The 23,818-nt window shown below is 40.1% G+C and carries 32 protein-coding genes; all 32 read left to right on the top strand.

The window, feature by feature from the left end; all coding sequences use genetic code 11:
- On the top strand, positions 1 to 463 hold a 463-nt coding region (locus ACFIMC_RS02950), incomplete at its 5' end, for an EF-Tu/IF-2/RF-3 family GTPase (RefSeq protein WP_375680838.1).
- Between the two features lie 61 nt (positions 464 to 524).
- On the top strand, positions 525 to 833 hold the full coding sequence (rpsJ, locus tag ACFIMC_RS02945; RefSeq protein WP_005773267.1) for a 30S ribosomal protein S10: 309 nt from the start codon (positions 525 to 527) through the stop codon (positions 831 to 833).
- Between the two features lie 27 nt (positions 834 to 860).
- Positions 861 to 1,598 (top strand): 50S ribosomal protein L3, encoded by a 738-nt coding sequence (gene rplC / locus ACFIMC_RS02940; protein WP_273791404.1) that lies wholly within the window; start codon positions 861 to 863, stop codon positions 1,596 to 1,598.
- A 2-nt stretch (positions 1,599 to 1,600) separates the two neighbouring features.
- Positions 1,601 to 2,221, top strand: a complete 621-nt coding sequence (gene rplD, locus ACFIMC_RS02935; protein ID WP_273791405.1) for a 50S ribosomal protein L4 — start codon at positions 1,601 to 1,603, stop codon at positions 2,219 to 2,221.
- On the top strand, positions 2,218 to 2,511 hold the full coding sequence (locus tag ACFIMC_RS02930; protein ID WP_273723987.1) for a 50S ribosomal protein L23: 294 nt from the start codon (positions 2,218 to 2,220) through the stop codon (positions 2,509 to 2,511). The genes rplD and ACFIMC_RS02930 overlap by 4 nt, the downstream gene beginning before the upstream one ends.
- Before the next feature lie 20 nt (positions 2,512 to 2,531).
- Positions 2,532 to 3,365, top strand: a complete 834-nt coding sequence (rplB, locus tag ACFIMC_RS02925) for a 50S ribosomal protein L2 (RefSeq protein WP_375611474.1) — start codon at positions 2,532 to 2,534, stop codon at positions 3,363 to 3,365.
- Between the two features lie 15 nt (positions 3,366 to 3,380).
- Entirely contained in the window at positions 3,381 to 3,659 is a 279-nt protein-coding gene (gene rpsS / locus ACFIMC_RS02920; protein ID WP_004855734.1) for a 30S ribosomal protein S19, read from the top strand.
- A gap of 2 nt (positions 3,660 to 3,661) precedes the next feature.
- Positions 3,662 to 4,051, top strand: a complete 390-nt coding sequence (rplV, locus tag ACFIMC_RS02915; RefSeq protein ID WP_273791407.1) for a 50S ribosomal protein L22 — start codon at positions 3,662 to 3,664, stop codon at positions 4,049 to 4,051.
- Complete coding sequence (gene rpsC / locus ACFIMC_RS02910; RefSeq protein ID WP_273791408.1) at positions 4,051 to 4,761, top strand: 30S ribosomal protein S3; 711 nt, start codon at positions 4,051 to 4,053, stop codon at positions 4,759 to 4,761. Before rplV ends, rpsC begins: the two co-directional genes overlap by 1 nt.
- A gap of 36 nt (positions 4,762 to 4,797) precedes the next feature.
- Positions 4,798 to 5,211, top strand: coding sequence for a 50S ribosomal protein L16 (gene rplP, locus ACFIMC_RS02905; RefSeq protein WP_375611475.1), 414 nt, complete (start codon positions 4,798 to 4,800; stop codon positions 5,209 to 5,211).
- Between the two features lie 12 nt (positions 5,212 to 5,223).
- Positions 5,224 to 5,424, top strand: a complete 201-nt coding sequence (gene rpmC, locus ACFIMC_RS02900) for a 50S ribosomal protein L29 (RefSeq protein WP_375606714.1) — start codon at positions 5,224 to 5,226, stop codon at positions 5,422 to 5,424.
- A gap of 11 nt (positions 5,425 to 5,435) precedes the next feature.
- A complete protein-coding gene (gene rpsQ, locus ACFIMC_RS02895) occupies positions 5,436 to 5,675 on the top strand; it encodes a 30S ribosomal protein S17 (RefSeq protein ID WP_012231991.1) in 240 nt (79 codons plus the stop codon).
- A 144-nt stretch (positions 5,676 to 5,819) separates the two neighbouring features.
- Positions 5,820 to 6,188, top strand: a complete 369-nt coding sequence (gene rplN / locus ACFIMC_RS02890; protein WP_004855715.1) for a 50S ribosomal protein L14 — start codon at positions 5,820 to 5,822, stop codon at positions 6,186 to 6,188.
- A 12-nt stretch (positions 6,189 to 6,200) separates the two neighbouring features.
- On the top strand, positions 6,201 to 6,515 hold the full coding sequence (rplX, locus tag ACFIMC_RS02885; protein ID WP_015856579.1) for a 50S ribosomal protein L24: 315 nt from the start codon (positions 6,201 to 6,203) through the stop codon (positions 6,513 to 6,515).
- Positions 6,508 to 7,065: a 50S ribosomal protein L5 gene (gene rplE / locus ACFIMC_RS02880; RefSeq protein ID WP_375613143.1), complete on the top strand. Its 558-nt coding sequence runs from the start codon at positions 6,508 to 6,510 to the stop codon at positions 7,063 to 7,065. Before rplX ends, rplE begins: the two co-directional genes overlap by 8 nt.
- A gap of 24 nt (positions 7,066 to 7,089) precedes the next feature.
- Positions 7,090 to 7,395, top strand: coding sequence for a 30S ribosomal protein S14 (gene rpsN, locus ACFIMC_RS02875; protein ID WP_273791412.1), 306 nt, complete (start codon positions 7,090 to 7,092; stop codon positions 7,393 to 7,395).
- A 14-nt stretch (positions 7,396 to 7,409) separates the two neighbouring features.
- Positions 7,410 to 7,808: a 30S ribosomal protein S8 gene (rpsH, locus tag ACFIMC_RS02870; RefSeq protein ID WP_375613142.1), complete on the top strand. Its 399-nt coding sequence runs from the start codon at positions 7,410 to 7,412 to the stop codon at positions 7,806 to 7,808.
- Between the two features lie 39 nt (positions 7,809 to 7,847).
- A complete protein-coding gene (gene rplF, locus ACFIMC_RS02865) occupies positions 7,848 to 8,381 on the top strand; it encodes a 50S ribosomal protein L6 (RefSeq protein WP_273791413.1) in 534 nt (177 codons plus the stop codon).
- Positions 8,382 to 8,393: 12 nt separating this feature from the next.
- A complete protein-coding gene (gene rplR / locus ACFIMC_RS02860; protein WP_273791414.1) occupies positions 8,394 to 8,756 on the top strand; it encodes a 50S ribosomal protein L18 in 363 nt (120 codons plus the stop codon).
- A 111-nt stretch (positions 8,757 to 8,867) separates the two neighbouring features.
- A complete protein-coding gene (gene rpsE / locus ACFIMC_RS02855) occupies positions 8,868 to 9,416 on the top strand; it encodes a 30S ribosomal protein S5 (protein ID WP_015856574.1) in 549 nt (182 codons plus the stop codon).
- Between the two features lie 31 nt (positions 9,417 to 9,447).
- Positions 9,448 to 9,654 (top strand): 50S ribosomal protein L30, encoded by a 207-nt coding sequence (gene rpmD / locus ACFIMC_RS02850; RefSeq protein WP_375611481.1) that lies wholly within the window; start codon positions 9,448 to 9,450, stop codon positions 9,652 to 9,654.
- A gap of 20 nt (positions 9,655 to 9,674) precedes the next feature.
- The gene (rplO, locus tag ACFIMC_RS02845; protein ID WP_375613141.1) at positions 9,675 to 10,142 is read left to right on the top strand and encodes a 50S ribosomal protein L15; all 468 of its coding nucleotides are present in this window, start codon (positions 9,675 to 9,677) and stop codon (positions 10,140 to 10,142) included.
- A 161-nt stretch (positions 10,143 to 10,303) separates the two neighbouring features.
- Complete coding sequence (gene secY, locus ACFIMC_RS02840; RefSeq protein ID WP_375611483.1) at positions 10,304 to 11,650, top strand: preprotein translocase subunit SecY; 1,347 nt, start codon at positions 10,304 to 10,306, stop codon at positions 11,648 to 11,650.
- Positions 11,647 to 12,225: an adenylate kinase gene (locus ACFIMC_RS02835; protein WP_375613140.1), complete on the top strand. Its 579-nt coding sequence runs from the start codon at positions 11,647 to 11,649 to the stop codon at positions 12,223 to 12,225. Before secY ends, ACFIMC_RS02835 begins: the two co-directional genes overlap by 4 nt.
- A 182-nt stretch (positions 12,226 to 12,407) precedes the next feature.
- The gene (gene rpsM / locus ACFIMC_RS02830; protein WP_026500557.1) at positions 12,408 to 12,776 is read left to right on the top strand and encodes a 30S ribosomal protein S13; all 369 of its coding nucleotides are present in this window, start codon (positions 12,408 to 12,410) and stop codon (positions 12,774 to 12,776) included.
- Positions 12,777 to 12,890: 114 nt separating this feature from the next.
- The gene (rpsK, locus tag ACFIMC_RS02825; RefSeq protein ID WP_007347762.1) at positions 12,891 to 13,280 is read left to right on the top strand and encodes a 30S ribosomal protein S11; all 390 of its coding nucleotides are present in this window, start codon (positions 12,891 to 12,893) and stop codon (positions 13,278 to 13,280) included.
- A gap of 94 nt (positions 13,281 to 13,374) precedes the next feature.
- Complete coding sequence (locus ACFIMC_RS02820) at positions 13,375 to 14,388, top strand: DNA-directed RNA polymerase subunit alpha (protein WP_375611485.1); 1,014 nt, start codon at positions 13,375 to 13,377, stop codon at positions 14,386 to 14,388.
- Between the two features lie 24 nt (positions 14,389 to 14,412).
- Positions 14,413 to 14,841, top strand: coding sequence for a 50S ribosomal protein L17 (gene rplQ, locus ACFIMC_RS02815; protein ID WP_273791421.1), 429 nt, complete (start codon positions 14,413 to 14,415; stop codon positions 14,839 to 14,841).
- 267 nt (positions 14,842 to 15,108) lie between these two features.
- On the top strand, positions 15,109 to 16,503 hold the full coding sequence (locus ACFIMC_RS02810) for a DegQ family serine endoprotease (RefSeq protein WP_375613138.1): 1,395 nt from the start codon (positions 15,109 to 15,111) through the stop codon (positions 16,501 to 16,503).
- A 9-nt stretch (positions 16,504 to 16,512) separates the two neighbouring features.
- Positions 16,513 to 17,838 carry a replication-associated recombination protein A gene (locus ACFIMC_RS02805; protein ID WP_375613137.1) on the top strand — a complete coding sequence of 442 codons (1,326 nt, stop codon included), beginning with the start codon at positions 16,513 to 16,515 and terminating at the stop codon, positions 17,836 to 17,838.
- Between the two features lie 968 nt (positions 17,839 to 18,806).
- On the top strand, positions 18,807 to 19,850 hold the full coding sequence (recA, locus tag ACFIMC_RS02800) for a recombinase RecA (protein WP_273791424.1): 1,044 nt from the start codon (positions 18,807 to 18,809) through the stop codon (positions 19,848 to 19,850).
- A gap of 202 nt (positions 19,851 to 20,052) precedes the next feature.
- Entirely contained in the window at positions 20,053 to 22,719 is a 2,667-nt protein-coding gene (gene alaS / locus ACFIMC_RS02795; protein ID WP_375668429.1) for an alanine--tRNA ligase, read from the top strand.
- Positions 22,720 to 23,818: the final 1,099 nt, after the last annotated feature.

The raw sequence follows: 23,818 nt of genomic DNA, 5'->3' as shown, positions 1-23,818 counted from the left end.
GGAAATCGAGATTATCGGTATTCGTCCAACGTCTAAGACGACGGTTACAGGCGTTGAAATGTTCCGCAAGCTTTTAGATCAGGGGCAAGCGGGTGATAATATAGGAGCTCTGCTTCGTGGTGTTGACCGTGAAGGGATTGAGCGTGGTCAAGTGTTGGCGAAGCCAGGATCCGTTACACCTCATACACGTTTTAAAGCAGAAGCTTACATTTTGACAAAAGATGAAGGTGGACGTCATACACCATTTTTCACGAATTATCGTCCTCAGTTTTACTTCCGTACGACGGATGTTACAGGTATTGTTACGCTTCCAGAAGGAACGGAAATGGTTATGCCAGGCGACAATGTTGCCATGGATGTTTCGTTGATCGTTCCGATAGCGATGGAAGAGAAGCTTCGTTTTGCTATTCGTGAAGGTGGTCGTACTGTTGGTGCCGGTATCGTCTCTAAGATCATTGAATAAATAATGCTTGTTGAGTGCTTTGATTATTGAAGGCACTTTGTATAACAGGGAAATAAAGAGCATGAACAGTCAGAATATTCGCATTCGCTTGAAAGCGTTTGATCATAGAATTCTTGATACGTCGACGCGTGAGATCGTATCGACTGCTAAACGTACCGGTGCAAATGTCCGTGGTCCCATTCCGCTTCCGACGCGGATTGAGAAGTTTACGGTCAATCGTGGACCGCATATCGATAAGAAAAGTCGTGAGCAGTTTGAGATGCGAACACATAAGCGTCTTCTTGACATTGTTGATCCAACGCCGCAAACAGTGGATGCGCTTATGAAGCTCGATCTTTCTGCTGGTGTGGATGTAGAAATTAAGCTCTGAGGTTTGAGGACAGAAGGAACAGACCCGATGCGTTCAGGTGTAATAGCACAGAAGCTGGGCATGACCCGTATTTATAATGATGCTGGTGAGCATGTGCCGGTGACGGTACTTCGTTTGGAGAATTGTCAAGTCGTTGCTCAGCGTACAGTTGAAAAGAATGGTTATACTGCTGTTCAATTAGGTGTAGGCTTTGCTAAGGTTAAGAATACTTCACAAGCTCTTCGTGGACATTTTGCTAAGGCTTCTGTTGAGCCTAAAGCCAAAATAGCAGAGTTTCGTGTGAGTCCCGACAATCTTCTTGATGTTGGTACTGAGATTACAGTGGAACATTTTGTTCCAGGACAAAGAGTTGATGTGACTGGTACCAGTATTGGTAAGGGGTTTGCTGGTGTTATGAAACGACATAACTTTGGTGGACATCGTGCTTCTCATGGTAATTCGATTACACATCGTGCTCATGGTTCTACAGGGCAGTGCCAAGATCCTGGTAAAGTTTTTAAAGGTAAAAAAATGGCTGGCCATATGGGGCAAGTGCGTGTAACAACACAGAATATTGAAGTTATTTCCACTGATAGTGAGCGTGGTTTAATTTTAGTGCGTGGTGCTGTTTCTGGTTCTAAAGGTTCTTGGATTTTGATACGGGATGCTGTGAAGAAGCGTCTTCCTGATAATGCTCCAAAGCCTGCTGGTATTCGCCGTCTTGTGAAGGAGAAAGCGGAAATGGTTACTCCGGTGACGGAAACCTCTGAGGTTGAGGGAGCCTAATAATGGATCTTGTAATTAAAACTCTTGATGGTAATGAAGCTGGCAAATTAAAGGTTTCTGAAGCTATTTTTGATCTTGTTCCGCGTGAGGATATTTTGCAACGTGTTGTTCGTTGGCAGCTTGCACGTCGTCAGCAGGGAAGTCATCAATCCCAAGGTCGTTCTGATGTGTCGCGAACAGGGGCAAAAATGTTTAAACAGAAAGGAACTGGGCGTGCTCGACATTCATCTGCACGTGCACCGCAGTTTAGGGGTGGGGGTAAGGCACATGGACCGGTGGTTCGTAGCCATGCGCATGATCTTCCTAAAAAGATTCGTGCTCTTGGGTTACGTCTTGCTTTATCTGCAAAATTAAAAGCAAAAGATTTAATTATTGTGGATGAGTTGACTGTTAAGGATGCTAAAACGAAAATGCTTGTTTCTCATTTTTCTAAGCTTGGATTTAATAACGCTCTCTTGATTGGTGGTAAAGAGATTGATATTAACTTTTTTCGTGCAGCCTCTAATATCCCTAATATTGACATTTTGCCTATTCAGGGAATTAATGTTTATGATATTTTGCGTCGCAGCAAACTTGTTTTATCAAAAGCAGCTGTTGAGGCTCTTGAGGAGCGTTTTAAATGACAGATCTTCGCCATTATGATATAATTATTAGTCCAGTTATTACTGAAAAGGCGACTATGATTTCTGAATATAATCAAGTTGCTTTTAATGTCGCGCCGAAAGCGACGAAGCCTGAGATTAAGGCTGCTATTGAAGCGCTTTTTAGCGTAAAAGTTAAAGCAGTTAACACGATAGTCCGTAAGGGTAAAGTGAAGCGTTTCAAAGGTATAGTTGGTCGGCAGAGTGATGTCAAAAAAGCGATCGTAACTCTGGCCAGTGGTCAGACTATCGACGTTTCGACAGGTCTTTAAGAGGCTCGGAGATAGGAATAATGGCACTTAAGCAGTTTAATCCAACGACACCTGGGCAGCGTCAGCTTGTTATTGTGGAACGTTCTTGTCTTTATAAGGGAAAACCTGTAAAGATGTTAACTGAAGGTTTGTCTTCAAAGGGTGGACGTAATAATCGCGGTCGTGTTACTGCTCGTTTTCAGGGTGGTGGACATAAACGTAGTTATCGGTTTGTCGACTTTAAGCGTCTTAAACGTGATGTTTCAGCAAAGGTTGAGCGTTTAGAATACGATCCTAATCGTACCGCTTTTATTGCTTTAATCCGCTATGAGGATGGGCAATTGAGTTATATTCTTGCACCACAGCGTCTTGGTGTTGGTGATTCTGTTATGGCTGGTTTAAATGTGGATGTTAAACCAGGTAATGCTATGCCTCTTGCTAATATGCCTGTAGGTACAATTATTCATAATGTTGAGATGAAGCCAGGGAAAGGCGGACAGATTGCACGTTCAGCAGGTGCTTATGCGCAGTTGGTTGGACGAGATCATGGTATGGCTATTCTTCGTTTAAATTCTGGTGAGCAGCGTTTGGTTCCGAGTAGCTGTTTTGCAACTGTTGGCGCTGTTTCAAATCCTGATCATGGGAATATTAATGATGGTAAGGCGGGGCGGTCACGTTGGCGTGGTAAACGTCCACATGTTCGTGGTGTTGCTATGAACCCCGTTGATCATCCACACGGTGGTGGTGAAGGTCGTACATCGGGGGGGCGCCATCCAGTTTCTCCCTGGGGTAAACCTACGAAAGGTAAGCGTACGCGCTCCAATAAAGCCACTGATAAATTTATTATGCGTACGCGTCATCAACGCAAGAAATGAGAAAGGTAGTCTGAGGTGGTTCGTTCAGTGTGGAAAGGTCCGTTTGTTGACGGCTATCTTCTTGGTAAAGCAGAGAAGGTACGTGCAAGTGGGCGCAACGAAGTTATAAAAATATGGAGTCGTCGCTCTACTATTTTACCGCAATTTGTTGGTTTAACTTTTGGTGTTTACAACGGTAATAAGCATATTCCTGTTTCTGTTTCTGAAGAGATGGTTGGGCATAAGTTTGGTGAGTTCGCTCCTACCCGGACTTATTATGGTCATGGTGCCGATAAGAAAGCGAAGAGGAAGTAGGAATGGGAAAAGCTAAAGTTTCGCGCCAGCTTAAAGATAATGAAGCAAGAGCTGTCACGCGGACAATTCGTGTTAGTCCGCAGAAGCTTAATTTAGTTGCTGCAATGATTCGTGGTAAAAGAGTTAATGTAGCGCTCGCTGATTTGATGTTTTCACGCAAGCGAATTGCTGCTACTGTGAAAAAAACGCTTGAATCAGCAATTGCAAATGCAGAAAATAACCACGATCTTGATATTGATTCGCTTGTTGTGGCGGAAGCTTATGTTGGTAAGTCGATAGTGATGAAGCGCTTTCATGTTCGTGGTCGAGGGCGTGCTAGTAGAATTGAACGTCCATTTTCGCATCTTACTGTTATTGTTCGTGAAGTTACCGAAAAAGTGGAGGCCGCGTAATGGGGCAGAAGATCAATCCAATAGGACTTCGTCTTGGTGTTAATCGGACTTGGGACTCTCGTTGGTATGCTGATAGTGGTGAATATGGGCGCCTTCTTCATGAAGATTTGAAAATTCGTTCATATGTGCTTGAGGAACTTAAACAGGCGGCTATTTCTAAGGTTGTTATTGAGCGTCCTCATAAAAAGTGTCGTATTACAATTCATTCTGCACGTCCTGGTTTGATTATTGGTAAAAAGGGTGCTGATATCGAAAAGCTTCGTCGTAAACTCTCAGAAATGACGGATGCTGAAACTTCATTGAATATTGTGGAGATTCGTAAACCGGAGATTGATGCGACAATTATTGCGCAATCAATTGCTCAACAGTTAGAGCGTCGTGTTGCTTTTCGTCGTGCAATGAAGCGTGCTGTTCAGTCTGCTATGCGTCTTGGTGCGGAAGGTATTCGTATCAATTGTTCTGGCCGTCTTGGTGGTGCTGAAATTGCTCGTATGGAATGGTATCGTGAAGGTCGTGTTCCACTTCATACCTTGCGTTCTGATGTTGATTACGGTACAGCAGAAGCTAAGACCGCTTATGGTATTTGTGGTATTAAAGTTTGGGTCTTTAAGGGTGAGATTCTTGAGCATGATCCGATGGCTTCAGAACGTCGTGCTACGGAAGCTGATCAATCTGGTTCTTCATCGAATCGTCGCCGCGAAAATGCTTAGTTTTTGAGATTGAACTAAAATTTGGAGTAGAGAACAATGTTGCAGCCAAAGCGCACAAAGTTCCGTAAACAGTTCAAAGGCCGTATTCACGGTTTTGCGAAGGGTGGTACGGATTTGAATTTCGGTGCCTACGGTTTGAAGGCTGTTGAGCCGGAGCGGGTTACTGCTCGTCAAATTGAAGCGGCGCGTCGTGCGATTACACGTTATATGAAGCGTTCTGGTCGTGTGTGGATTCGCATTTTTCCAGATCTTCCGGTTACATCTAAACCGACTGAAGTTCGTATGGGTAAAGGTAAGGGAAGTGTTGATTATTGGGCTGCACGTGTTGCTCCTGGGCGCGTCATGTTTGAGCTTGATGGAGTTCCGGAGGATGTTGCACGTGAAGCACTAAGATTGGGTGCTGCAAAGTTGCCTATAAAAACGCGTTTCATCCAGCGTATTGCTGAATAATGAGGTTAAGCGATGAGAGCCACAGAATTACGGGCGCAAACGCTCGACCAAATGAAAGATGAATTGGCTAAGTTAAAGAAAGAGCAATTTAATTTGCGTTTTCAAAAAGCAACAGGTCAATTAGAAAAGACTGCGCGCGTTAGACAAGTTCGTCGTGATATTGCGCGTATTAAAACTTTTCTTCGTCAAAAGATAAGTGAAAGTAAGGTTTAAGGAAATAAGAGATGCCTAAACGCGTTTTGCAGGGTGTTGTTATTAGCGACAAAAGTGATAAGACTGTTGTTGTCAAAGTTGAACGCCGTTATTCTCATCCGCTTCTTAAGAAGACTGTTCGGCAGTCTAAAAATTATAAAGCGCATGACGAAAACAACCAATTCAAGATTGGGGATCAAGTTTCTATTCAAGAATCTAGACCAATTTCGAAAGATAAATGTTGGATTGTTGTAAAAGACAATGTAGCGTAATGAGTTAAGCTTATTGTTTTAGAATTTAACAGTGTGGTTATCATTGATAAATTTGAAGGCGATAACTTTATCGTTATTTGGCAGGCAAATCCGAGTGTGTAAAAGATACAATCGGGTATATGTGTTAAGAGAAGGTGGCCAGTCATGATTCAGATGCAAACAAACCTTGACGTTGCTGATAATTCTGGAGCGCGTCGTGTCATGTGCATCAAAGTGTTAGGCGGTTCAAAGCGGAAATATGCTTCGGTCGGTGACATTATTGTTGTTTCGGTTAAGGATGCAATTCCTCGTGGCCGTGTTAAAAAAGGTGATGTTATGAAAGCTGTTGTGGTTCGTACTGCTAAGGATATTCGTCGCGCAGATGGTAGTGTCATTCGTTTTGATAGTAATGCTGCGGTTTTAGTAGATAATAAAAAAGAGCCGATCGGTACTCGTATCTTTGGACCTGTTCCCCGTGAATTGCGTGGTAGGAATCATATGAAGATCATCTCGCTTGCTCCTGAAGTTCTGTAAGGAGTAAATGTTATGCAAAAGATTCGAAAAGGTGATAAAGTTGTTGTTTTGTCCGGTAAGGATAAAGGATGTAGTGGTGAAGTAATTAAGGTTAGTCCAAAAGAGAATAAGGCTTTTGTTCGTGGGATTAATATGATTAAACGTCATCAACGTCAAACGCAGAAGCAAGAAGCTGGAATTATTTCTAAAGAAGCTCCGATTCATCTGTCTAATTTGGCGATTGCTGATCCTAAAGATGGTAAGCCTACACGTGTAGGCTTTCGTATGAATGCAGATGGTAATAAAGTTCGTTTTGCCAAGCGTTCGGGAGAGTTGATTAATGGCTGAGGAAAGACAAATACCGCGTATGAAAGCGCATTATTTTGAAGTGATTCGTAAAGTGCTTCAAGAGAAGTTTAATTACAGAAATGTGATGCAAATTCCGCGGATTGATAAAGTTGTAATAAATATGGGGATAGGTGAAGCAACTGCTGATTCGAAGAAACCTTCCCTTGCCGCTGAGGATTTAGGGCTAATAACGGGTCAGAAGGCTGTTGTTACGCGTGCGCGTAATTCTATTGCGACCTTTAAGGTTCGTGAAGGAATGCCTCTTGGGGCTAAAGTTACATTGCGTAAAGATCGTATGTTTGAGTTTTTAGATCGTCTTGTGACGATTGCTCTTCCGCGGGTTCGTGACTTTCGTGGTTTAAATCCAAAGAGTTTTGATGGTCGTGGCAATTTTGCTATGGGTATTAAAGAACACATTGTGTTTCCAGAAATCAACTATGATAAAGTTGATCAAATTTGGGGTATGGATATTATCGTTTGTACGACAGCAAAAACGGATGATGAAGCTCGTGAGTTATTGCGTGCTTTTAATTTTCCTTTTCGTTCGTAACGGCAAACGTAGTGAGGTGAAATTATGGCCAAAGTAAGTGCCGTTGAAAAAAATAAGCGTCGTGAGGTGATGGTAAAGCGCTATGCTGCCCGTCGTGCACGTTTGAAAGCAATAGTTATGGATCAGAAGGTTTCTCTTGAAGAACGTTTTAAAGCTTCTGTTCAGTTGGCAGAGTTGCCGCGTAATTCTTCGAAAGTTCGTATTCGTAATCGCTGTGAGGTTTCAGGTCGTCCGAGGGCTTATTATCGTAAATTAAAAATGTCGCGAATTGCGTTGCGTGAGCTTGGCTCTATTGGCTATATTCCTGGTATTGTAAAGTCTAGTTGGTAAGAGGAGATTATTTAATGTCTATGTCAGATCCTCTTGGTGATATGCTAACACGTATTCGTAATGCACTTGGTCGTAAAAAAGGTAAAGTAGTTACTCCAGCTTCGAAGCTTCGTGCGCACGTTCTTGATGTTCTTCAGTCGGAAGGTTATATTCGCGGATATAATCGAATTGATTTAGGTGATGGGAAAGCTGAAATTGAAATCGAATTGAAGTATTTTGAAGGGCTGGCTGCTATTCGTGAGATTTCACGTGTATCAAAGCCAGGGCGTCGTGTGTATGTTTCTGCTAAGTCACTTCCTCAGGTGGCAAATGGCCTTGGTATTTCGATTTTATCGACTCCTAAAGGCGTCATGGCAGATCATGAGGCGCGTGAACAGAATGTTGGTGGAGAACTCCTTTGTCGTGTTTTCTAAGTTATGTCAAGAAAACGGAAGAAAAAGTAGGTTAGAACAATGTCTCGTATTGGAAAGAAACCCATTTCAATTCCTTCTGGAGTTACTGCTACTGTTGAAGGACAGCTGGTTAAGGCAAAAGGTCCAAAAGGTGAGCTGAGTTACGTCGTCAATGATGAAGTCTTAGTCAAACTTGAGGAGAATATCATATCAGTTATGCCGCGGGATCAGTCAAAAGATGCGCGTTCTAAATGGGGTATGTCGCGCTCAATGATTGAGAACATTTTTTGTGGTGTGAAAGATGGTTTTGAAAAGAGGTTGGAGATTAATGGGGTTGGTTATCGTGCTGCTTTGCAGGGTAAGGATGTTCAACTATCTCTGGGCTTTTCGCATGATGTGGTTTATAAAGTTCCGTCGGGTGTTACTGTGACTGTTCCTAAGCCAACGGAAATTGTTGTTTCTGGAATTGATAAACAGCAAGTTGGACAAGTTGCAGCGGAGATTCGTGAGTATCGTAGGCCTGAGCCTTATAAAGGTAAAGGTGTTAAGCATGCAGATGAACGTATCTTCCGTAAAGAAGGTAAAAAGAAATAAGGATTTTGTATTATGGTTTCATCTAAGGACATTATCCAACGTCGTGCAAGGCGTGTTCGTCGTAGAATTAAAATGGTTTCTCATGATCGTCCTCGGCTTAGTGTTTATCGTTCAAATCAGAACATTTATGCTCAAGTTATCGATGATTTGCGGGGATGTACACTTGTTTCAGCCTCTACTCTTGAAAGTGATTTGAAAAAATCGTTAAAGAGTGGTGCTGATAAAAAGGCGGCCTTTGCTGTTGGTAAGTTAATTGCTGAGCGTGCGAAGAAAGCGGGTGTTAATGAGGTGGTTTTTGATCGTGGAGCGTATGTGTACCATGGTCGCGTCAAAGCTTTAGCTGAAGCTGCTCGTGAAGGTGGTTTGAATTTCTAAAATTTCTTATTTATGAATGAGTAAGGAGAGTTTAGAGTATTTCGTTTAAGTTCTTCCAGTTTGATGAGGGACTTTGTTATCGTGCTTCCGGAAAAGAAAAAGGAATGAGGAATGGCACAAAAAGAACGTGGTGAGAGAGAAGAACGCGATAATGAATTTGTCGATAGGCTCGTTCATATCAATCGTGTTGCTAAAGTTGTAAAGGGTGGTCGGCGTTTTGGTTTTGCTGCTCTTGTTGTCGTTGGAGATCAAAAAGGGCGTGTGGGTTTTGGACATGGTAAAGCCCGTGAAGTTCCAGAAGCCGTTCGTAAAGCAACGGAATCTGCGAAACGTGGGATGATTTATGTTCCGCTTCGGTCTGGGCGTACATTGCATCATGATCTTGAAGGTCGTCACGGAGCTGGGCGTGTTTTGCTACGTTCGGCTTCTGCTGGTACTGGTATTATTGCTGGGGGACCGATGCGTGCTATTTTTGAAGCTCTTGGTATGCAGGATGTCGTTGCAAAATCACTAGGGTCGTCGAATCCTTATAACATGGTTCGTGCAACATTTGATGCATTGAAACATCAAATGCATCCTAGAGATATTGCTGCTCAACGTGGTATAAAGTATTCGACTTTGCAGGCGCGTCGTCGCCATTTAGTCGACCTAGAAGGGTAGTTTCTGAGATTATCAGAAAAGGAATTAGGAAATGGTTCAGAAAAAATCTCAGAGTGGTAAAACTGTGACGGTGGAACAAATTGGAAGCCCTATTCGAAACTCACAGATTCAGCGTGCAACCTTAAAGGGGCTTGGACTAAATAAAATGCGTCGTCGGCGCGTTTTAGATGATACACTTTGTGTGCGGGGTATGATTGCTCGGGTTCGGCATCTTGTTCGCGTTATAGATGAAGGTTAAGGGTTGCGGGAGTATTAGATATGAAACTCAATGAACTGCGTGATTGCGAAGGCGCAACAAAAAATCGTAAGCGTGTTGGGCGTGGTATTGGTTCCGGTACGGGTAAGACTGGTGGACGTGGTGTAAAAGGGCAAAAGTCACGTTCTGGTGTTTCCCTTAATGGTTTTGAAGGTGGGCAAATGCCTATCTATCGTCGTTTGCCAAAACGTGGATTTAGGAATTTCTTTGCTAAAACCTACAATGAAGTTTCACTGGGACGTATTCAGTTGGCAGTTGATGCAGGTAAGTTGAATATTGAAAAGCCTGTTGATATGGTTTCTTTGAAAGAGGCTGGTATTATTCGTCGTGAAAAAGATGGGGTTCGTCTTCTTTCTGATGGTGATTTGAAGGCTAAGATTACCTTTCATGTTTCTGGTGCTTCACAAGCTGCTCGTGTTAAGATTGAAAAAGTGGGTGGCCAGGTTATTCTTCCTGATATTGCTCGATAATTTTTTGATATGAATAGAGACCTAAAGAAGAATAATATCTGTTTTGTGGGATCTTTTGTGGAGAATTGTTTAAGTTCTGCATTTGTTTGTGTATGCATATATGAATTTTAGGATTATACTTCTGTGATTTGAAGAACTGGAGTGTAAAGTGGAGACGTTTTATGGCATCAGCAGCAGAGCAATTTGCTTCCAATATAAATTTCGGCACCTTTTCTCGTGCAACTGAATTAAAGAAACGCATCTGGTTTACTCTGTTGGCGCTTCTTGTATATCGTTTTGGCACTTACATCTCTCTTCCAGGTATCAATATCGATGCTTTGCGGCAAACATTTGAACATCACGCGTCGGGTGTATTAGGACTCTTTAATATGTTTGCTGGAGGTGCCGTTGGGCGTATGGCTATTTTTGCGCTGGGTATCATGCCTTATATATCGGCATCTATTATTGTGCAATTGTTAACATCTATTATTCCTTCTTTGGAAACTCTTAAAAAAGAAGGGGATTTAGGTCGTAAGATTATCAATCAATATACGCGTTATGTAACAGTCGTATTGGCAATTCTACAAGCTTTTGGTATTGCGGTTGCGCTTGAAAGCGGTATAGGGTCGGGGCTTCAAATTGTTTTAGAACCAGGTCTTATGTTTCGTATTTCTTCTGTTATTACGCTTGTTGGCGGAACGATGTTTCTTATGTGGCTTGGCGAGCAAATTACGTCACGTGGTATTGGTAATGGGGTTTCTCTTATCATTTTTACAGGGATTGTAGCCAACTTTCCTTCTACTTTTGCTCAGCTTTTGACAGCTCATAGTCAGGCTGATTTATCAACTTTTCTTTTAATAGGAATCGTTCTTATTGCTGTTTTGGTTATTGGGCTTATTGTTTTTATAGAGCGTGCGCAACGGCGAATTCTTATCCAATACCCGAAACGTCAGGTCGGTAATCAAATGTTTCAAGGAGATATGTCGCATCTTCCTTTAAAGTTGAATACTGCTGGTGTTATTCCACCTATTTTTGCTTCATCTTTATTATTATTACCTGCCACTATTAATAATTTTTCTGATAAAATGCCACAATGGGTTCAGGAGATTTCTTATGCTCTTGGTCATGGACAGCCACTTTATATGATTGTTTATGCATTTTTAATGGCGTTTTTTTGCTTTTTTTATACAGCTATTGTGTTTAATCCAAGTGATACTGCAGATCAGTTGAAAAAACATTCTGGTTTTATTCCAGGGATTCGTCCAGGTGAGCGTACAGCCGAATATATTGATTACGTTTTGACGCGTATTACTGTTGTGGGCGCTATTTATATTATCTTGGTTTGTTTGTTACCTGAATTTATGATATCTGCATTACAGGTTCCTTTTTATCTTGGGGGAACATCCTTGTTGATTGTTGTTACTGTTACACTTGATACGGTTGCTCAAATTCAGGGGCATCTTGTTGCCCACCAATATGAAGGGTTGATAAAAAAATCAAAACTTCGTGGAGGTAGAAGGAATCGATGAGAGTTATTCTTTTAGGTCCTCCTGGAGCGGGAAAAGGTACGCAAGCAAAAATGTTGACTGAGGAATATAACATTCCTCATTTATCAACAGGGGATATGTTGCGTGAGGTGATTGCCAAAGAAACGGAGATTGGTAAAAAAGCTAAAGCTATTATAAGTTCTGGTGCTTTGGTACCTGATAGTATTGTTAATCAAATCGTATCAGATCGGATTGATGAAGCTGATTGTGTAAACGGTTTTGTTTTGGATGGATATCCGCGAACTGTGGGGCAAGCAGAAGCGTTGCAACAGATACTGGATTCAAAAAATATGTGGCTTAATGCTGTTATTGAATTGTGTGTTGATGAAGACGTGTTGATTGAACGTATGAAGAAGCGTGTTGAGGAAACAATAGCGACTGGTGGACAGGTTCGTTTAGATGACAATCCTGTTGCTTTTGCAAAAAGATTAGTAGAATATCGTGAAAAAACAGCTCCCTTATCAAAATTTTATTCAGAGAGGGGAATGTTGAAGGTTATTGATGGAATGATTGGTGTTGCTGAAGTGACACGTATGATTAGAGGGTTTCTTTCATGAGATTTTTTTTTAGAAATAAATGAAAAGAGTTGACTTTTGAGATGAAATCTATCAAAAGTGAATTTAATTTATTTTAGTGAGATAATAGGATTCGGAAGAATTTTTTTTCTGAGTCTATTTTTTTCTGTAAAGTATATCAGGTATTTTATAACAATTTGTCAAAATAACTAAGGAGAGTAGGCGTGGCTCGTATTGCTGGCGTCAATATCCCGACAAATAAGCGTGTAATTATTGCGCTTCAATATATCCACGGGATTGGACCAAAATTTGCTCAAGAAATTATTGAAAGAGTTGGCATTCCTTTGGGGCGTCGTGTGCATGAGCTTTCAGATGCTGAGGTGCTGCAGATTCGTGAGGCAATAGATCAGGGGTATCAAGTTGAAGGTGATCTTCGTCGTGAGGTTGCTATGAATGTTAAGCGTTTGATGGATCTTGGTTGTTATCGGGGATTGCGTCATCGCCGATCTTTGCCTGTCCGAGGACAGCGTACACATACGAATGCCCGTACACGTAAAGGTCCGGCTAAGGCAATCGCCGGTAAGAAGAAATAAGGGCCTTTGTGGAAGGTTTTTTATATATTCTTTTTCTTGTTTGATTTGTTTGACAAGGAAAAAAGGTGGAGCTGCTGATGTTACGGCAGTGATGAGATCGTTGAAAGGGAAATTATGGCCAAGGAAGCCACACGTGTTCGTCGTCGCGAACGTAAAAATATTTCATCGGGTGTTGTGCATATTAATTCAACATTTAATAACACAATGATTACTATTACTGATGCTCAGGGTAATGCAATTGCTTGGTCATCTGCGGGAGCTCAGGGGTTTAAAGGTGCGCGTAAATCGACACCTTTTGCTGCTCAAGTTGCTGCGGAGGATTGTGCAAGAAAAGCGCAAGAGCATGGTATGCGTTCTTTGGAAGTTGAAGTTTGTGGACCTGGATCAGGGCGTGAATCTGCTTTACGTGCATTGCAATCTGTTGGTTTTGTCATTACTTCTATTCGCGATGTAACACCAATTCCTCATAATGGATGTCGTCCGCGGAAAAGGCGGCGTGTTTAATTGGGTGTTGTTTTTTGTTGTCGGAGATTTCTCTGATGTTCACATTGGTCGTTACGATTGAATGGTAACGGAACTAAAGAACGGGAATAAAAATATGATCCAGAAAAACTGGCAGGAACTTATTAAACCCAATAAGGTTGAATCATGTGCACATGATAATCCAAATATTATAAGTGTGATTGCTGAACCTCTTGAGCGTGGTTTTGGTTTAACGTTAGGAAATGCGCTTCGTCGCGTTTTGTTATCTTCGCTTCGTGGTGCTGCTATTACTGCTGTGCAGATTGACGGTGTCTTGCATGAATTTTCATCGATTCCAGGTGTGCGTGAGGATGTTACGGATATTATTCTGAATATAAAAGAAATTGCGCTTCGTATGGAAGAAGAAGGGCCTAAACGTGTCGTCGTTTATAAAGAGGGGCCTGGTGTCGTGAAAGCGGGAGATATCAGTACAGTTGGGGATATGGAAATTCTAAATCCAGATCATGTTATTTGTACTCTTGATGAAGAAGCTGAAATTCGTATGGAATTTATTGTCAACACAGGAAAGGGGTATGTTCCATCTGATCGTAATTGTGTTGATGATGCACGTATAGGGCTTATTCCAATTGATAGTCTTTATTCACCTATCCGTAAGGTATCTTATAAAGTAGAAAATACACGCGAAGGTCAAGTTCTCGATTATGATAAATTAACGCTCACGATTGAAACAAACGGTGCTGTTAATGGTGAGGATGCTGTTGCTTTTGCAGCACGCATTCTTCAGGATCAATTATCGTTATTTATTAACTTTGAAGAGCCACAGAAGGAGCCTGTTGAAGAGGCTGATTCTGAGCTTTCTTTTAATCCTGCTCTTCTCAAAAAAGTGGATGAATTAGAACTTTCAGTTCGTTCGGCAAATTGTCTTAAGAATGATAATATTGTCTATATTGGTGATCTGATTCAGAAAACAGAATCTGAAATGCTTCGGACACCGAACTTTGGTCGCAAGTCGTTGAATGAGATTAAAGAAGTTTTGGCGTGTATGGGTTTACATCTTGGGATGGAGATTCCTGCGTGGCCGCCTGAAAACATTGATGATCTTGCAAAACGTTATGAAGATCAATATTAAAATTAGAATTTAAGGAGAGGGCTTATGCGCCATAGTAAGTCAGGACGCAAGTTGAACCGTACTGCCAGTCACCGTAAAGCGATGTTTGCAAATATGGCAACTTCGTTGATCGAGCATGAGCAGATTGTGACAACACTACCAAAGGCTAAGGAAATTCGTCCTATTGTTGAAAAACTCGTTACTCTTGGTAAGCGTGGTGGTTTGCATGCGCGTCGGCAAGCTATTGCAGCACTTCGTGATGCAGGAAAGGTTGCAAAATTATTTGATACGCTTGCGCCACGTTATGCATCACGCAACGGTGGGTATTTGCGTATTATGAAAGCGGGGTTTCGTACCGGTGATAATGCGCCCATGGCTGTTATAGAATTTGTTGATCGTGATGTTGAAGCGAAGGGTGCTGGGGATCGTGCTCGCATGGAAGCTTCTGAGAATGAAAAGGGAACATCTTCGTAGAGTTTTTTATTCTGTTGGATTTTTAAAGGCCGCCTTGTCTTGGGCGGTTTTTTTGTGAGCATTTTTAAGTTTGTTTTAGTTGAGAAATAGGTGCAGAGAGAAAATTATAGAATATTGAATTATCTTATTTTTATAATATTTATTGTTCAAATAGGTTGTTTTTATTCTCTATTATGAAATATTAATAGAGGTCCTTAATTTGCGGGGATACGTTTTTTTATTCTATTAATCTTCAACAGAATGTGCTGATTTTATAAGGAGTGGATTATGAGGTATTCTTTTTGGGTGCGGATTTTTTTTGCAATTATGATGCAGATATCATTTGATCATGTATATGCTCATGTTCCTCAAACACAAACAGAAATCACCCTTTCATTTGCTCCTTTAGTTAAAAAGACAGTTCCATCTGTTGTAAATATTTATGCAGCTCGACAAATTAGAGCTCGATCACCTTTTGAAGGCGATCCATTTTTTGAGCAATTTTTTGGTCGTTTTCAAAATAAATTTCCTGTTCGTAAGCAATCGTCATTAGGATCAGGGGTGATTGTTGATGCACGTGGTTTGATCGTTACAAATTACCACGTCATTAAAGATGCAAGCGAAATTAAAGTGGCTTTTTCTGATGGACGGGAGTTTGAGAGTAAGGTCGTGCTCAAAGATGAAGCAACTGATATTGCAATTCTTGAAGTTAAGGAAAAAGATGCTCAATTTCCGGCTCTTTCTTTGGGAAATTCTGATACTGTTGAAGTTGGTGATCTTGTTCTTGCTATTGGTAATCCCTTTGGTGTTGGTCAAACAGTTACAAGTGGTATTGTTTCAGCGCAAGCGCGTACACGTGTTGGGATTTCTGATTTTGACTTTTTTATTCAAACAGACGCAGCCATTAATCCAGGGAATTCTGGTGGCGCTTTAATTGATATGAAAGGTCAGTTAATCGGAATTAATACGGCTATCTATTCGCGTTCCGGTGGTTCTGTAGGGATTGGTTTTGCTATTCCAGTTAATCTTGTAAAAGTGATGCTTGATACTGTTAAACGCGGTGGAAAATATTTTGTGCCGCCTTATATTGGGGCTTCTTTTCAAAATGTTACAGCTGATATTGCTGGTGGTTTAGGTTTAGAACGTCCCTATGGTGCTCTGATTATTGAAGTTATCAAAGATAGTCCTGCTGAAAAAGCTGGATTGAAAGTAGGTGATGTTATTTTGAGTGTGCAGGGGGTACGCGTTGACAGTCCAGATAGTCTTGGTTATCGTTTGATGACAGCTGACGTTGAGCATAGTCTTGCCTTGGAATATTTACGAAGTGGAAAAACTTTAAAAACACAAATAACAGTTTCATCAATATCAGAAACTGCATTTTTAAAATCTGAAAAAATTACGGGTGACAGTCCTCTTGCTGGTGCTGAGGTGTTAGATTTAACACCGCAAAATAGTCGACGTTTTCATCTTCCTATATCTGCAAAAGGGGTTGTGATTACCAATCTTGAGGAAATGAGCAATGCAGCTGGAATTTTTCAGTCAGGAGATATTCTACGTGTTGTAAATGGCCATAAAATTCAAACAGTTCATCAGTTGAAAAAGGTTCTTATGCAAGGTCGCTCAAATATGTGGCAATTGGAATATGAACGTGATGGTATGTATATTCGCCAATTTATTCGTTGAGGTTTTTTTTTGAAGAAAGATTTTTTTACTTCGTCGTTTGATTTTCAAGTTAATAAAAATCAGCCACTTGCAGAAAGAATGCGCCCTTGTTCTCTCAATGATGTTGTGGGACAAAAGCATTTGATTGGAGAGGATGGTTTGCTTTCACGTATGGCGGCAACAGGCTCAATTGGATCGATGATTTTTTGGGGACCTCCAGGGACGGGAAAAACGACCGTTGCACGTTTGTTAGCCCTTGAAACAAATTTCGCGTTTGAACAGGTTTCTGCTATTTTTACAGGAGTTTCTGAACTTAAAAAGATTTTTGAAGTTGCGCAGAGGCGTTTTATATCTGGGGATAAAACACTTCTCTTTGTTGATGAAATTCATCGGTTTAATCGTGCACAGCAGGATAGTTTTCTTTCTGTGATGGAAGAGGGTACTGTGGTACTTATAGGTGCAACAACCGAAAATCCTTCTTTTGAACTGAATGCTGCCCTTCTTTCGCGTGCACGTGTTTTAACATTTCTTTCTCATGATCATGAAAGTTTGGACATGCTTTTGAGGCGTGCTGAAGAAGTGGAGGGAAAAACTCTTCCCTTGGATAATGATGCCAGAGACGTTTTGATAGAGATGTCTGATGGTGATGCGCGGGTTGCGTTAACATTGGCAGAGGAAGTTTGGTCTATTGCGCCATTGGGAGAGATTCTTGATGTTGTTGCTTTGCAAAAAGTTATTCAGCGTCGTGCGCCTATTTATGATAAAGGACGAGATGGGCATTATAATCTCATTTCAGCGTTGCATAAATCCGTTCGTGGATCTGATCCTGATGCTGCGCTTTATTATTTGGCACGTATGTTGGATGCTGGTGAAGATCCTCTCTATATTGGGCGAAGATTGGTTCGTATGGCCGTTGAAGATATTGGTTTGGCGGATCCTCAAGCTCTTGTCATTTGTAATGCAGCAAAAGATGCCTATGATTATTTAGGATCACCAGAAGGAGAGTTGGCCTTGGCGCAAGCATGTCTTTATGTTGCAACTGCGCCAAAGTCAAATGCAGCATATCTTGCGTATAAAGCAGCACTGCGTTGTGCACGCAAAAATGGCTCTTTACCACCTCCTAAGCATATTCTTAATGCTCCTACGAAATTTATGAAGGAAGAAGGGTATGGAAGTGGTTATTGTTATGACCATGATGAACCAGATGCTTTTTCAGGACAAGAATATTTTCCCGAAAAACTTGGACGTCAGAGTTATTATAAACCAGTTGAGCGTGGTTTTGAGCGTGAAATTGTGAAACGTCTTGAGTGGTGGCAACAGTTGCGCAAAAAACGTAAAGATCAAAATAAAATTTGAGTTGAAATACGTTTTTTATTGATCTCTTATGTTATTGTATGAGAAATTTAGCTTATATTTTAAACAATTTATTGCATTGCTTGTAGAGATTTTTTTGATATCTTCAAAAGTGCATATTTTTTCAAATTTAAATATATCATTCAACTTTTAAGCTGCTTTATTTTTTTTGGTTTTATTAAATAATATATTGACTTATAATGATAATTAACTGTTTCGTAAGTTGAATGAAAGTTTCAAATACCGTAAATTTCTCTCATCCCAAGTCTGTTATTTGTTGAAGCAATCAAGTTATTCGCTTGCATGTTACAAGCAGGATTAGCGTGTGATAAAAACTGTACAAGAAAGGACTAAAAATCCCTCCTATGAATTGTCTCAAGTGCCGAGAGCTGTTGCAATATTGGAGGATGATAAATAGTGTGATGGTGCCGGCTTGCTCCTTCTATAGAGTAAAGATGGTGGTGCCTAAAGGGTTTTGCAGTATACCACATTCATAGGTGTTGTCACAAAATGAGCTTGGAAGTTTTGAGAGATGTTTCTTAAATCAAGTGCATGAATATGCAACACAATAGCGTTTTGTTCTTCGATGCAATAGGGTATGAGGTTGATTGATGATGCGTTTTTTGTGTGATCAATAGCGGGAGAATTCTTAGTCTCTCAAGTATTTAATCAAAGGGATAAGCAGAAGGGTTGTAGAACATTGTGTTTAAAATTAAATTGTTCCTTTTCTAGAGAGATATAAATATGTTAACTATGCTCCCATAGAGATATTACTTTATTGGAGTTTATTATGTGTCATAAGATAAGCAATGCCAATTCTTTATTGTGATGGTCATGAATGTTTATGGACATAATGTGGAGATAGGAATGGAAATAGTCTGTGAAACTCTAAACTCAAGCCTTTAGTTAAATTAAAAGTACAGTATACACTAAAGTTTTAGGTTATTATGAATTCGGTCAAGGATATAATCGTGGATAAAACAAAAGCTCTCGATGCTGCTCTCTCACAAATTGAACGTTCTTTTGGTAAAGGCTCGATTATGCGTCTTGGGCAAAAAGAGCAGGTTGTTGAAATTGAAACAATTCCAACAGGATCGTTATCCTTGGATATTGCTTTAGGGATTGGTGGATTACCGAAGGGGCGTATTGTTGAGATTTATGGACCAGAAAGTTCTGGGAAAACAACATTGGCTCTCCATGCTATTGCTGAGGCACAGAAAGGTGGTGGGATTTGTGCTTTTATTGATGCAGAGCATGCGCTTGATCCTATTTATGCGCGTAAGCTTGGTGTTGATTTAGAAAACTTGTTCATTTCTCAGCCAGATACCGGTGAACAGGCATTGGAAATTACAGAAACGTTGGTTCGTTCTGGTGCCGTTGATGTGCTTGTTGTGGATTCTGTCGCAGCTTTAACACCGCGAGCAGAAATTGACGGTGAAATGGGTGATGCTTTGCCCGGATTGCAAGCTCGGTTAATGAGTAAAGCGTTACGAAAATTAACCGCAGCAATTTTTCGCTCTAACTGTATGGTTGTTTTTATTAATCAAATTCGCATGAAAATTGGTGTGATGTTTGGTTCTCCTGAAACGACAACGGGTGGAAACGCTTTAAAGTTTTATGCTTCTGTTCGTTTAGATATTCGTCGCATTGGATCCATTAAAGATAGGGATTCAATCGTTGGTAATCAGACGCGCGTTAAAGTGGTGAAAAATAAATTGGCACCTCCATTCAAACAGGTTGAGTTTGATATTATTTATGGTGAAGGTATTTCCAAAGTAGGTGAATTGATTGATTTGGGTGTCAAGGTTGGTGTTGTTGAAAAATCTGGTGCATGGTTTTCTTATAATTCTCAGCGTTTAGGGCAGGGGCGTGAGAATGCAAAGCAGTTTTTACGTGAACATGTGGAAATAGCTACAGAGATTGAAGCAGCTTTGCGCCAAAATGCTGGTTTGATTGCGATTGAATTGTTAGAAAATGCAGGGTCAGAAAATATAGAAAGTGATGAAGCCATTTGATGGGGGGGGTCGTCTATAATTTTTTTTCTTTAAGATTTTTCTGTTTTTTTGTTTGAGTTTTTAAATACGCAGTCATTTTTTTCTCAATTTTTTAAAACAAATATTCCATTTTTGATTAAATTGACTCCATGCGTGGCGAAGAGGATTTAATGAGGGGGGATTTTTCTTTTATGGTTTTGTGCTGTATTGAGCAGGTGTCAACATGAATAGTGTTAATAATATTCGGTCAACATTTTTGGATTATTTTCATCGTAATGGGCATAAAGTTCTTTCTTCTAGTCCGCTTGTTCCGCGGAATGATCCTACACTTATGTTTACAAATGCAGGGATGGTGCAGTTTAAAAATGTTTTTACTGGACTTGAACAACCTTCTTATACGCAGGCAACAACGGCACAAAAATGTGTTCGTGCAGGTGGAAAGCATAATGATCTTGATAATGTTGGTTATACGGCGCGCCATCATACATTTTTTGAAATGCTGGGTAATTTTTCTTTCGGTGATTATTTCAAAGAAGAAGCTATTTTTTTATCATGGAATCTTTTAACAAAGGAATTTTGCCTGCCAAAAGATAAATTGTTGGTGACAGTTTATCAGAGTGATGATGTTGCTGCTGAACTGTGGCGTAAAATTTCAGGTCTTCCAGATGAAAAAATTGTTCGTATTGCGACGGCTGATAATTTTTGGTCGATGGGAGAAACAGGCCCTTGTGGTCCTTGTTCGGAGATTTTTTATGATCATGGTGATGAAATATGGGGCGGTCCTCCTGGAAGTGCTAATGAAGATGGGGATCGCTTTATTGAGATTTGGAATCTTGTTTTTATGCAGTATGAGCAAGTTTCCAAGGAAGAACGTGTTAACTTACCTCACCCTTCTATTGATACCGGTATGGGATTAGAGCGTATTGCTGCTGTTTTACAGGGCGTTCATGATAATTATGATATTGATCTTTTTCGTGCATTAATTGCTGCATCAGAAGAAATTACAGGGATTGAGGCAAAGGGTGATTTTATTGCCAGCCATCGTGTCATTGCTGATCATCTTCGCTCATCTGCATTTTTGATTGCTGATGGTGTGCTTCCTTCTAATGAAGGAAGAGGATATGTTTTACGTCGTATTATGCGTCGTGCTATGCGTCATGCGCATCTTCTTGGTGCTAAAGAGCCCTTAATGTGGCGACTTTTACCTGCTTTAATTCGCGAAATGGGACAAGCTTATCCTGAGTTGACACGTGCTGAATCTTTGATTTCAGAAACTTTAAGGTTAGAAGAAATACGTTTTCGTAAAACGCTTGAACGAGGACTTGGTTTGTTGAACGAAGCAAGTACCGATCTTAAAGAAGGGGACTATTTGAATGGTGAAGTTGCTTTCAAGCTCTATGATACCTATGGTTTTCCGCTTGATTTGACGCAAGATGTTCTTCGTCGTCGCGGAATATCTGTTGACGTTGGTGCTTTTGATAAAGCGATGGAACGCCAAAAAGAGGAGGCACGTGCCAATTGGTCTGGTTCTGGAGAAGCTGGAACAGAGAAAATCTGGTTTTCTGTTCGTGATCAAGTGGGGGCCACAGAGTTTTTAGGTTATGAAACTGAGACAGCGAAAGGTATTCTTACAGCTCTTGTATGTGATGGTAAAATTGTTGATCATATTTCTTCAGATCAGAAAGCTATGCTTGTTGTTAATCAGACACCTTTTTATGGTGAATCTGGTGGGCAAATTGGTGATAGCGGTATCATTTCTGGTGAAAATTTTATTTTTAAGGTGCATGATACCCAAAGAAAGGGTGATGGTGTTTTTATCCATATTGGGGAGGTGAAATCTGGTCAGGCATCGAGGTCTGATTGTGTAGAATTAACGGTTGATATTGTTCGTCGTAAGAAAATTCGTGCGAATCACTCTGCTACTCATTTGTTACACGAAGCTTTACGCCAAACATTGGGGGACCATGTTACACAAAAGGGTTCTCTTGTATCGCCAGATCGGTTGCGTTTTGATTTTTCCCATCCAAAATCCGTTTCACCAAAAGAGTTGAAAAAAATAGAAGATTTAGCCAATGAGATTATTTTGCAAAATAGTAAAGTAATAACGCGCCTCATGGCTGTAGATGAGGCCATTTCTGAAGGAGCCATGGCATTGTTTGGTGAAAAATATGGTGATGAAGTTCGCGTTGTTTCTATGGGGGAGCCACTTGAACAGGAAAGATTAAAAAAGCGTTGGTCAATTGAGCTTTGTGGAGGGACACATGTGGAGCGAACAGGTGATATTGGTTTAATTCATATTGTTTCTGAAAGTTCTGTTTCAGCTGGAGTGCGGCGTATTGAAGCTTTAACAGGCAAAGAAGCACGTCTTTATCTTAGCCGCCAAGATGAACGTATTCATGAAATCGCTGATCTTTTAAAAACTTCTTCTGCTGGTGTGGAAGAACGGGTGCGAATTTTGCTTGATGATCGTCGTAAACTTGAAAAAGAATTGAATGATGTACGCAAGAAAATGATGTTGAGTGGTGGAGTAACAGAAAGGAGCCAAGGTGATATTACCATCATCAATGGGCTTTCTTTTACTGGACGCATTGTTAAAAATATTTTACCACGGGATCTTAAGGCGCTCGTCGATTCTGAGAAAAAACAAATTGGATCTGGAGTGGTTGCTTTTATTAGTGTCTCGGAGGATGGAAAAGGGAGTGCTGTTGTCGGCGTTACGGATGATTTAACGGATAAGTTAAATGCTGTAGATCTCGTTCGTATTCTTTCAGCGATGCTTGGTGGTAAAGGTGGAGGTGGCCGTTCTGATATGGCACAGGCTGGTGGTCCTGAGGGGAACAAAGCTGATGAGGCATTTGCGGCACTAAAAGATTTTCTTGAAAAAAATTAAATTAAATCATTCTGCATAGGTGTTTTTTACATTGTTATATTTGGTTGGCATCTATGTATCATGAATATCTGTCTGGTGTATTTCTGAAATGCAGATACAGCGTAATTGGGGAAAATACAATTGTAAAGATAAAGACAGTGTTTGTCTTTATCACCACTTTATCATTTGGCTTTATAGCTTCCAAGCGTTTCAGGAATCACCTTTTTAAGATAAGATAGACTATGCAGCACTTCATGCTTTGCTGTGTATTCTTTTACTAGGGAGACTAGTTATTGTGTTGCTCTTATAGATTTTTTGAAGAAACATCTCTTTTTATGAAAGGAAAAATACAAGATTTATTGCATACGATTATCCTTATAAAGTTATAAGCTATCATTATTCGATTAGTTTTCAAATGAATAAAATTTCTTTCCTTGAAAAGGCTTATAAAAGAGTTGTTGTATCTTAGAGCTATTATTTTCATTTTGCTTGTTATGTACAAGAAAACAGTTTTTTGGTTTATTATTAAAAGGTCTTGAAAGGAATATTCTCCTATCTTTATAAATCTTTATTTTAAGTTATAAGGTAATGAATTATCAATATAAATCAAAGTAATATAACATAAATCTAAATATTTAGATTAACATCTAATTTATTTATGATGAAATTGCTTTAATATATTGAATTATAATGATAATTTATCGTTTTATCTTTTGAACAAGAGCTACGAATATTCGTAGGGTTTTATTATTTTAAATTCTGTGTATGTTAAATTAATCAAAACCACTCACGAATGTCGTTGTGAAATGGGCTTAAGAGCATTGAAAAATGTTTCTTAAAAAAAGTCATATGAATGTGCAAAACAATGATGTTCTGTTCTTTATGAGAGGACTATAAAGAAAGTGATAAACAAAAGTGCAACGCAATACATAATATTCATTATTTAAAAGATATTACTTTAGTTCGTTTTGAAATTCGTAAAGCTGAGTTAAAAGAAGACGGTAAAACTGGAAATTGTTTTTACCTTTACATCTTTACATTTTCCCTAAATGAGAATGTATACTCGTCAATATGCACAGATATAGGAAAATATTTTTGTTCTAATCTAGTAAAATTGCAA

Source organism: Bartonella sp. AP21QHHD (genome assembly GCF_042196205.1).
Lineage (GTDB): Bacteria > Pseudomonadota > Alphaproteobacteria > Rhizobiales > Rhizobiaceae > Bartonella.
Note: the sequence above shows the minus strand (reverse complement) of the source record. Positions and strands in the feature narration are given on the sequence as shown.

Bases quoted from the DNA above. Each gene is read 5' to 3' on its own strand.
- rplO (WP_375613141.1), top strand. From the start codon at position 9,675: ATGAAACTCAATGAACTGCGTGATTGCGAAGGCGCAACAAAAAATCGT.
- rplB (WP_375611474.1), top strand. From the start codon at position 2,532: ATGGCACTTAAGCAGTTTAATCCAACGACACCTGGGCAGCGTCAGCTT.
- rpsN (WP_273791412.1), top strand. From the start codon at position 7,090: ATGGCCAAAGTAAGTGCCGTTGAAAAAAATAAGCGTCGTGAGGTGATG.
- rpsJ (WP_005773267.1), top strand. From the start codon at position 525: ATGAACAGTCAGAATATTCGCATTCGCTTGAAAGCGTTTGATCATAGA.
- rplE (WP_375613143.1), top strand. From the start codon at position 6,508: ATGGCTGAGGAAAGACAAATACCGCGTATGAAAGCGCATTATTTTGAA.
- rpsQ (WP_012231991.1), top strand. From the start codon at position 5,436: ATGCCTAAACGCGTTTTGCAGGGTGTTGTTATTAGCGACAAAAGTGAT.
- rplD (WP_273791405.1), top strand. From the start codon at position 1,601: ATGGATCTTGTAATTAAAACTCTTGATGGTAATGAAGCTGGCAAATTA.
- alaS (WP_375668429.1), top strand. From the start codon at position 20,053: ATGAATAGTGTTAATAATATTCGGTCAACATTTTTGGATTATTTTCAT.
- rplV (WP_273791407.1), top strand. From the start codon at position 3,662: ATGGGAAAAGCTAAAGTTTCGCGCCAGCTTAAAGATAATGAAGCAAGA.
- rplC (WP_273791404.1), top strand. From the start codon at position 861: ATGCGTTCAGGTGTAATAGCACAGAAGCTGGGCATGACCCGTATTTAT.
- rplN (WP_004855715.1), top strand. From the start codon at position 5,820: ATGATTCAGATGCAAACAAACCTTGACGTTGCTGATAATTCTGGAGCG.
- ACFIMC_RS02820 (WP_375611485.1), top strand. From the start codon at position 13,375: ATGATCCAGAAAAACTGGCAGGAACTTATTAAACCCAATAAGGTTGAA.
- rplP (WP_375611475.1), top strand. From the start codon at position 4,798: ATGTTGCAGCCAAAGCGCACAAAGTTCCGTAAACAGTTCAAAGGCCGT.
- rpsK (WP_007347762.1), top strand. From the start codon at position 12,891: ATGGCCAAGGAAGCCACACGTGTTCGTCGTCGCGAACGTAAAAATATT.
- ACFIMC_RS02810 (WP_375613138.1), top strand. From the start codon at position 15,109: ATGAGGTATTCTTTTTGGGTGCGGATTTTTTTTGCAATTATGATGCAG.
- rpsC (WP_273791408.1), top strand. From the start codon at position 4,051: ATGGGGCAGAAGATCAATCCAATAGGACTTCGTCTTGGTGTTAATCGG.
- secY (WP_375611483.1), top strand. From the start codon at position 10,304: ATGGCATCAGCAGCAGAGCAATTTGCTTCCAATATAAATTTCGGCACC.
- rpmC (WP_375606714.1), top strand. From the start codon at position 5,224: ATGAGAGCCACAGAATTACGGGCGCAAACGCTCGACCAAATGAAAGAT.
- rpmD (WP_375611481.1), top strand. From the start codon at position 9,448: ATGGTTCAGAAAAAATCTCAGAGTGGTAAAACTGTGACGGTGGAACAA.
- rpsE (WP_015856574.1), top strand. From the start codon at position 8,868: ATGGCACAAAAAGAACGTGGTGAGAGAGAAGAACGCGATAATGAATTT.
- rplF (WP_273791413.1), top strand. From the start codon at position 7,848: ATGTCTCGTATTGGAAAGAAACCCATTTCAATTCCTTCTGGAGTTACT.
- rpsH (WP_375613142.1), top strand. From the start codon at position 7,410: ATGTCTATGTCAGATCCTCTTGGTGATATGCTAACACGTATTCGTAAT.
- rplX (WP_015856579.1), top strand. From the start codon at position 6,201: ATGCAAAAGATTCGAAAAGGTGATAAAGTTGTTGTTTTGTCCGGTAAG.
- ACFIMC_RS02835 (WP_375613140.1), top strand. From the start codon at position 11,647: ATGAGAGTTATTCTTTTAGGTCCTCCTGGAGCGGGAAAAGGTACGCAA.
- rplQ (WP_273791421.1), top strand. From the start codon at position 14,413: ATGCGCCATAGTAAGTCAGGACGCAAGTTGAACCGTACTGCCAGTCAC.
- rplR (WP_273791414.1), top strand. From the start codon at position 8,394: ATGGTTTCATCTAAGGACATTATCCAACGTCGTGCAAGGCGTGTTCGT.
- ACFIMC_RS02930 (WP_273723987.1), top strand. From the start codon at position 2,218: ATGACAGATCTTCGCCATTATGATATAATTATTAGTCCAGTTATTACT.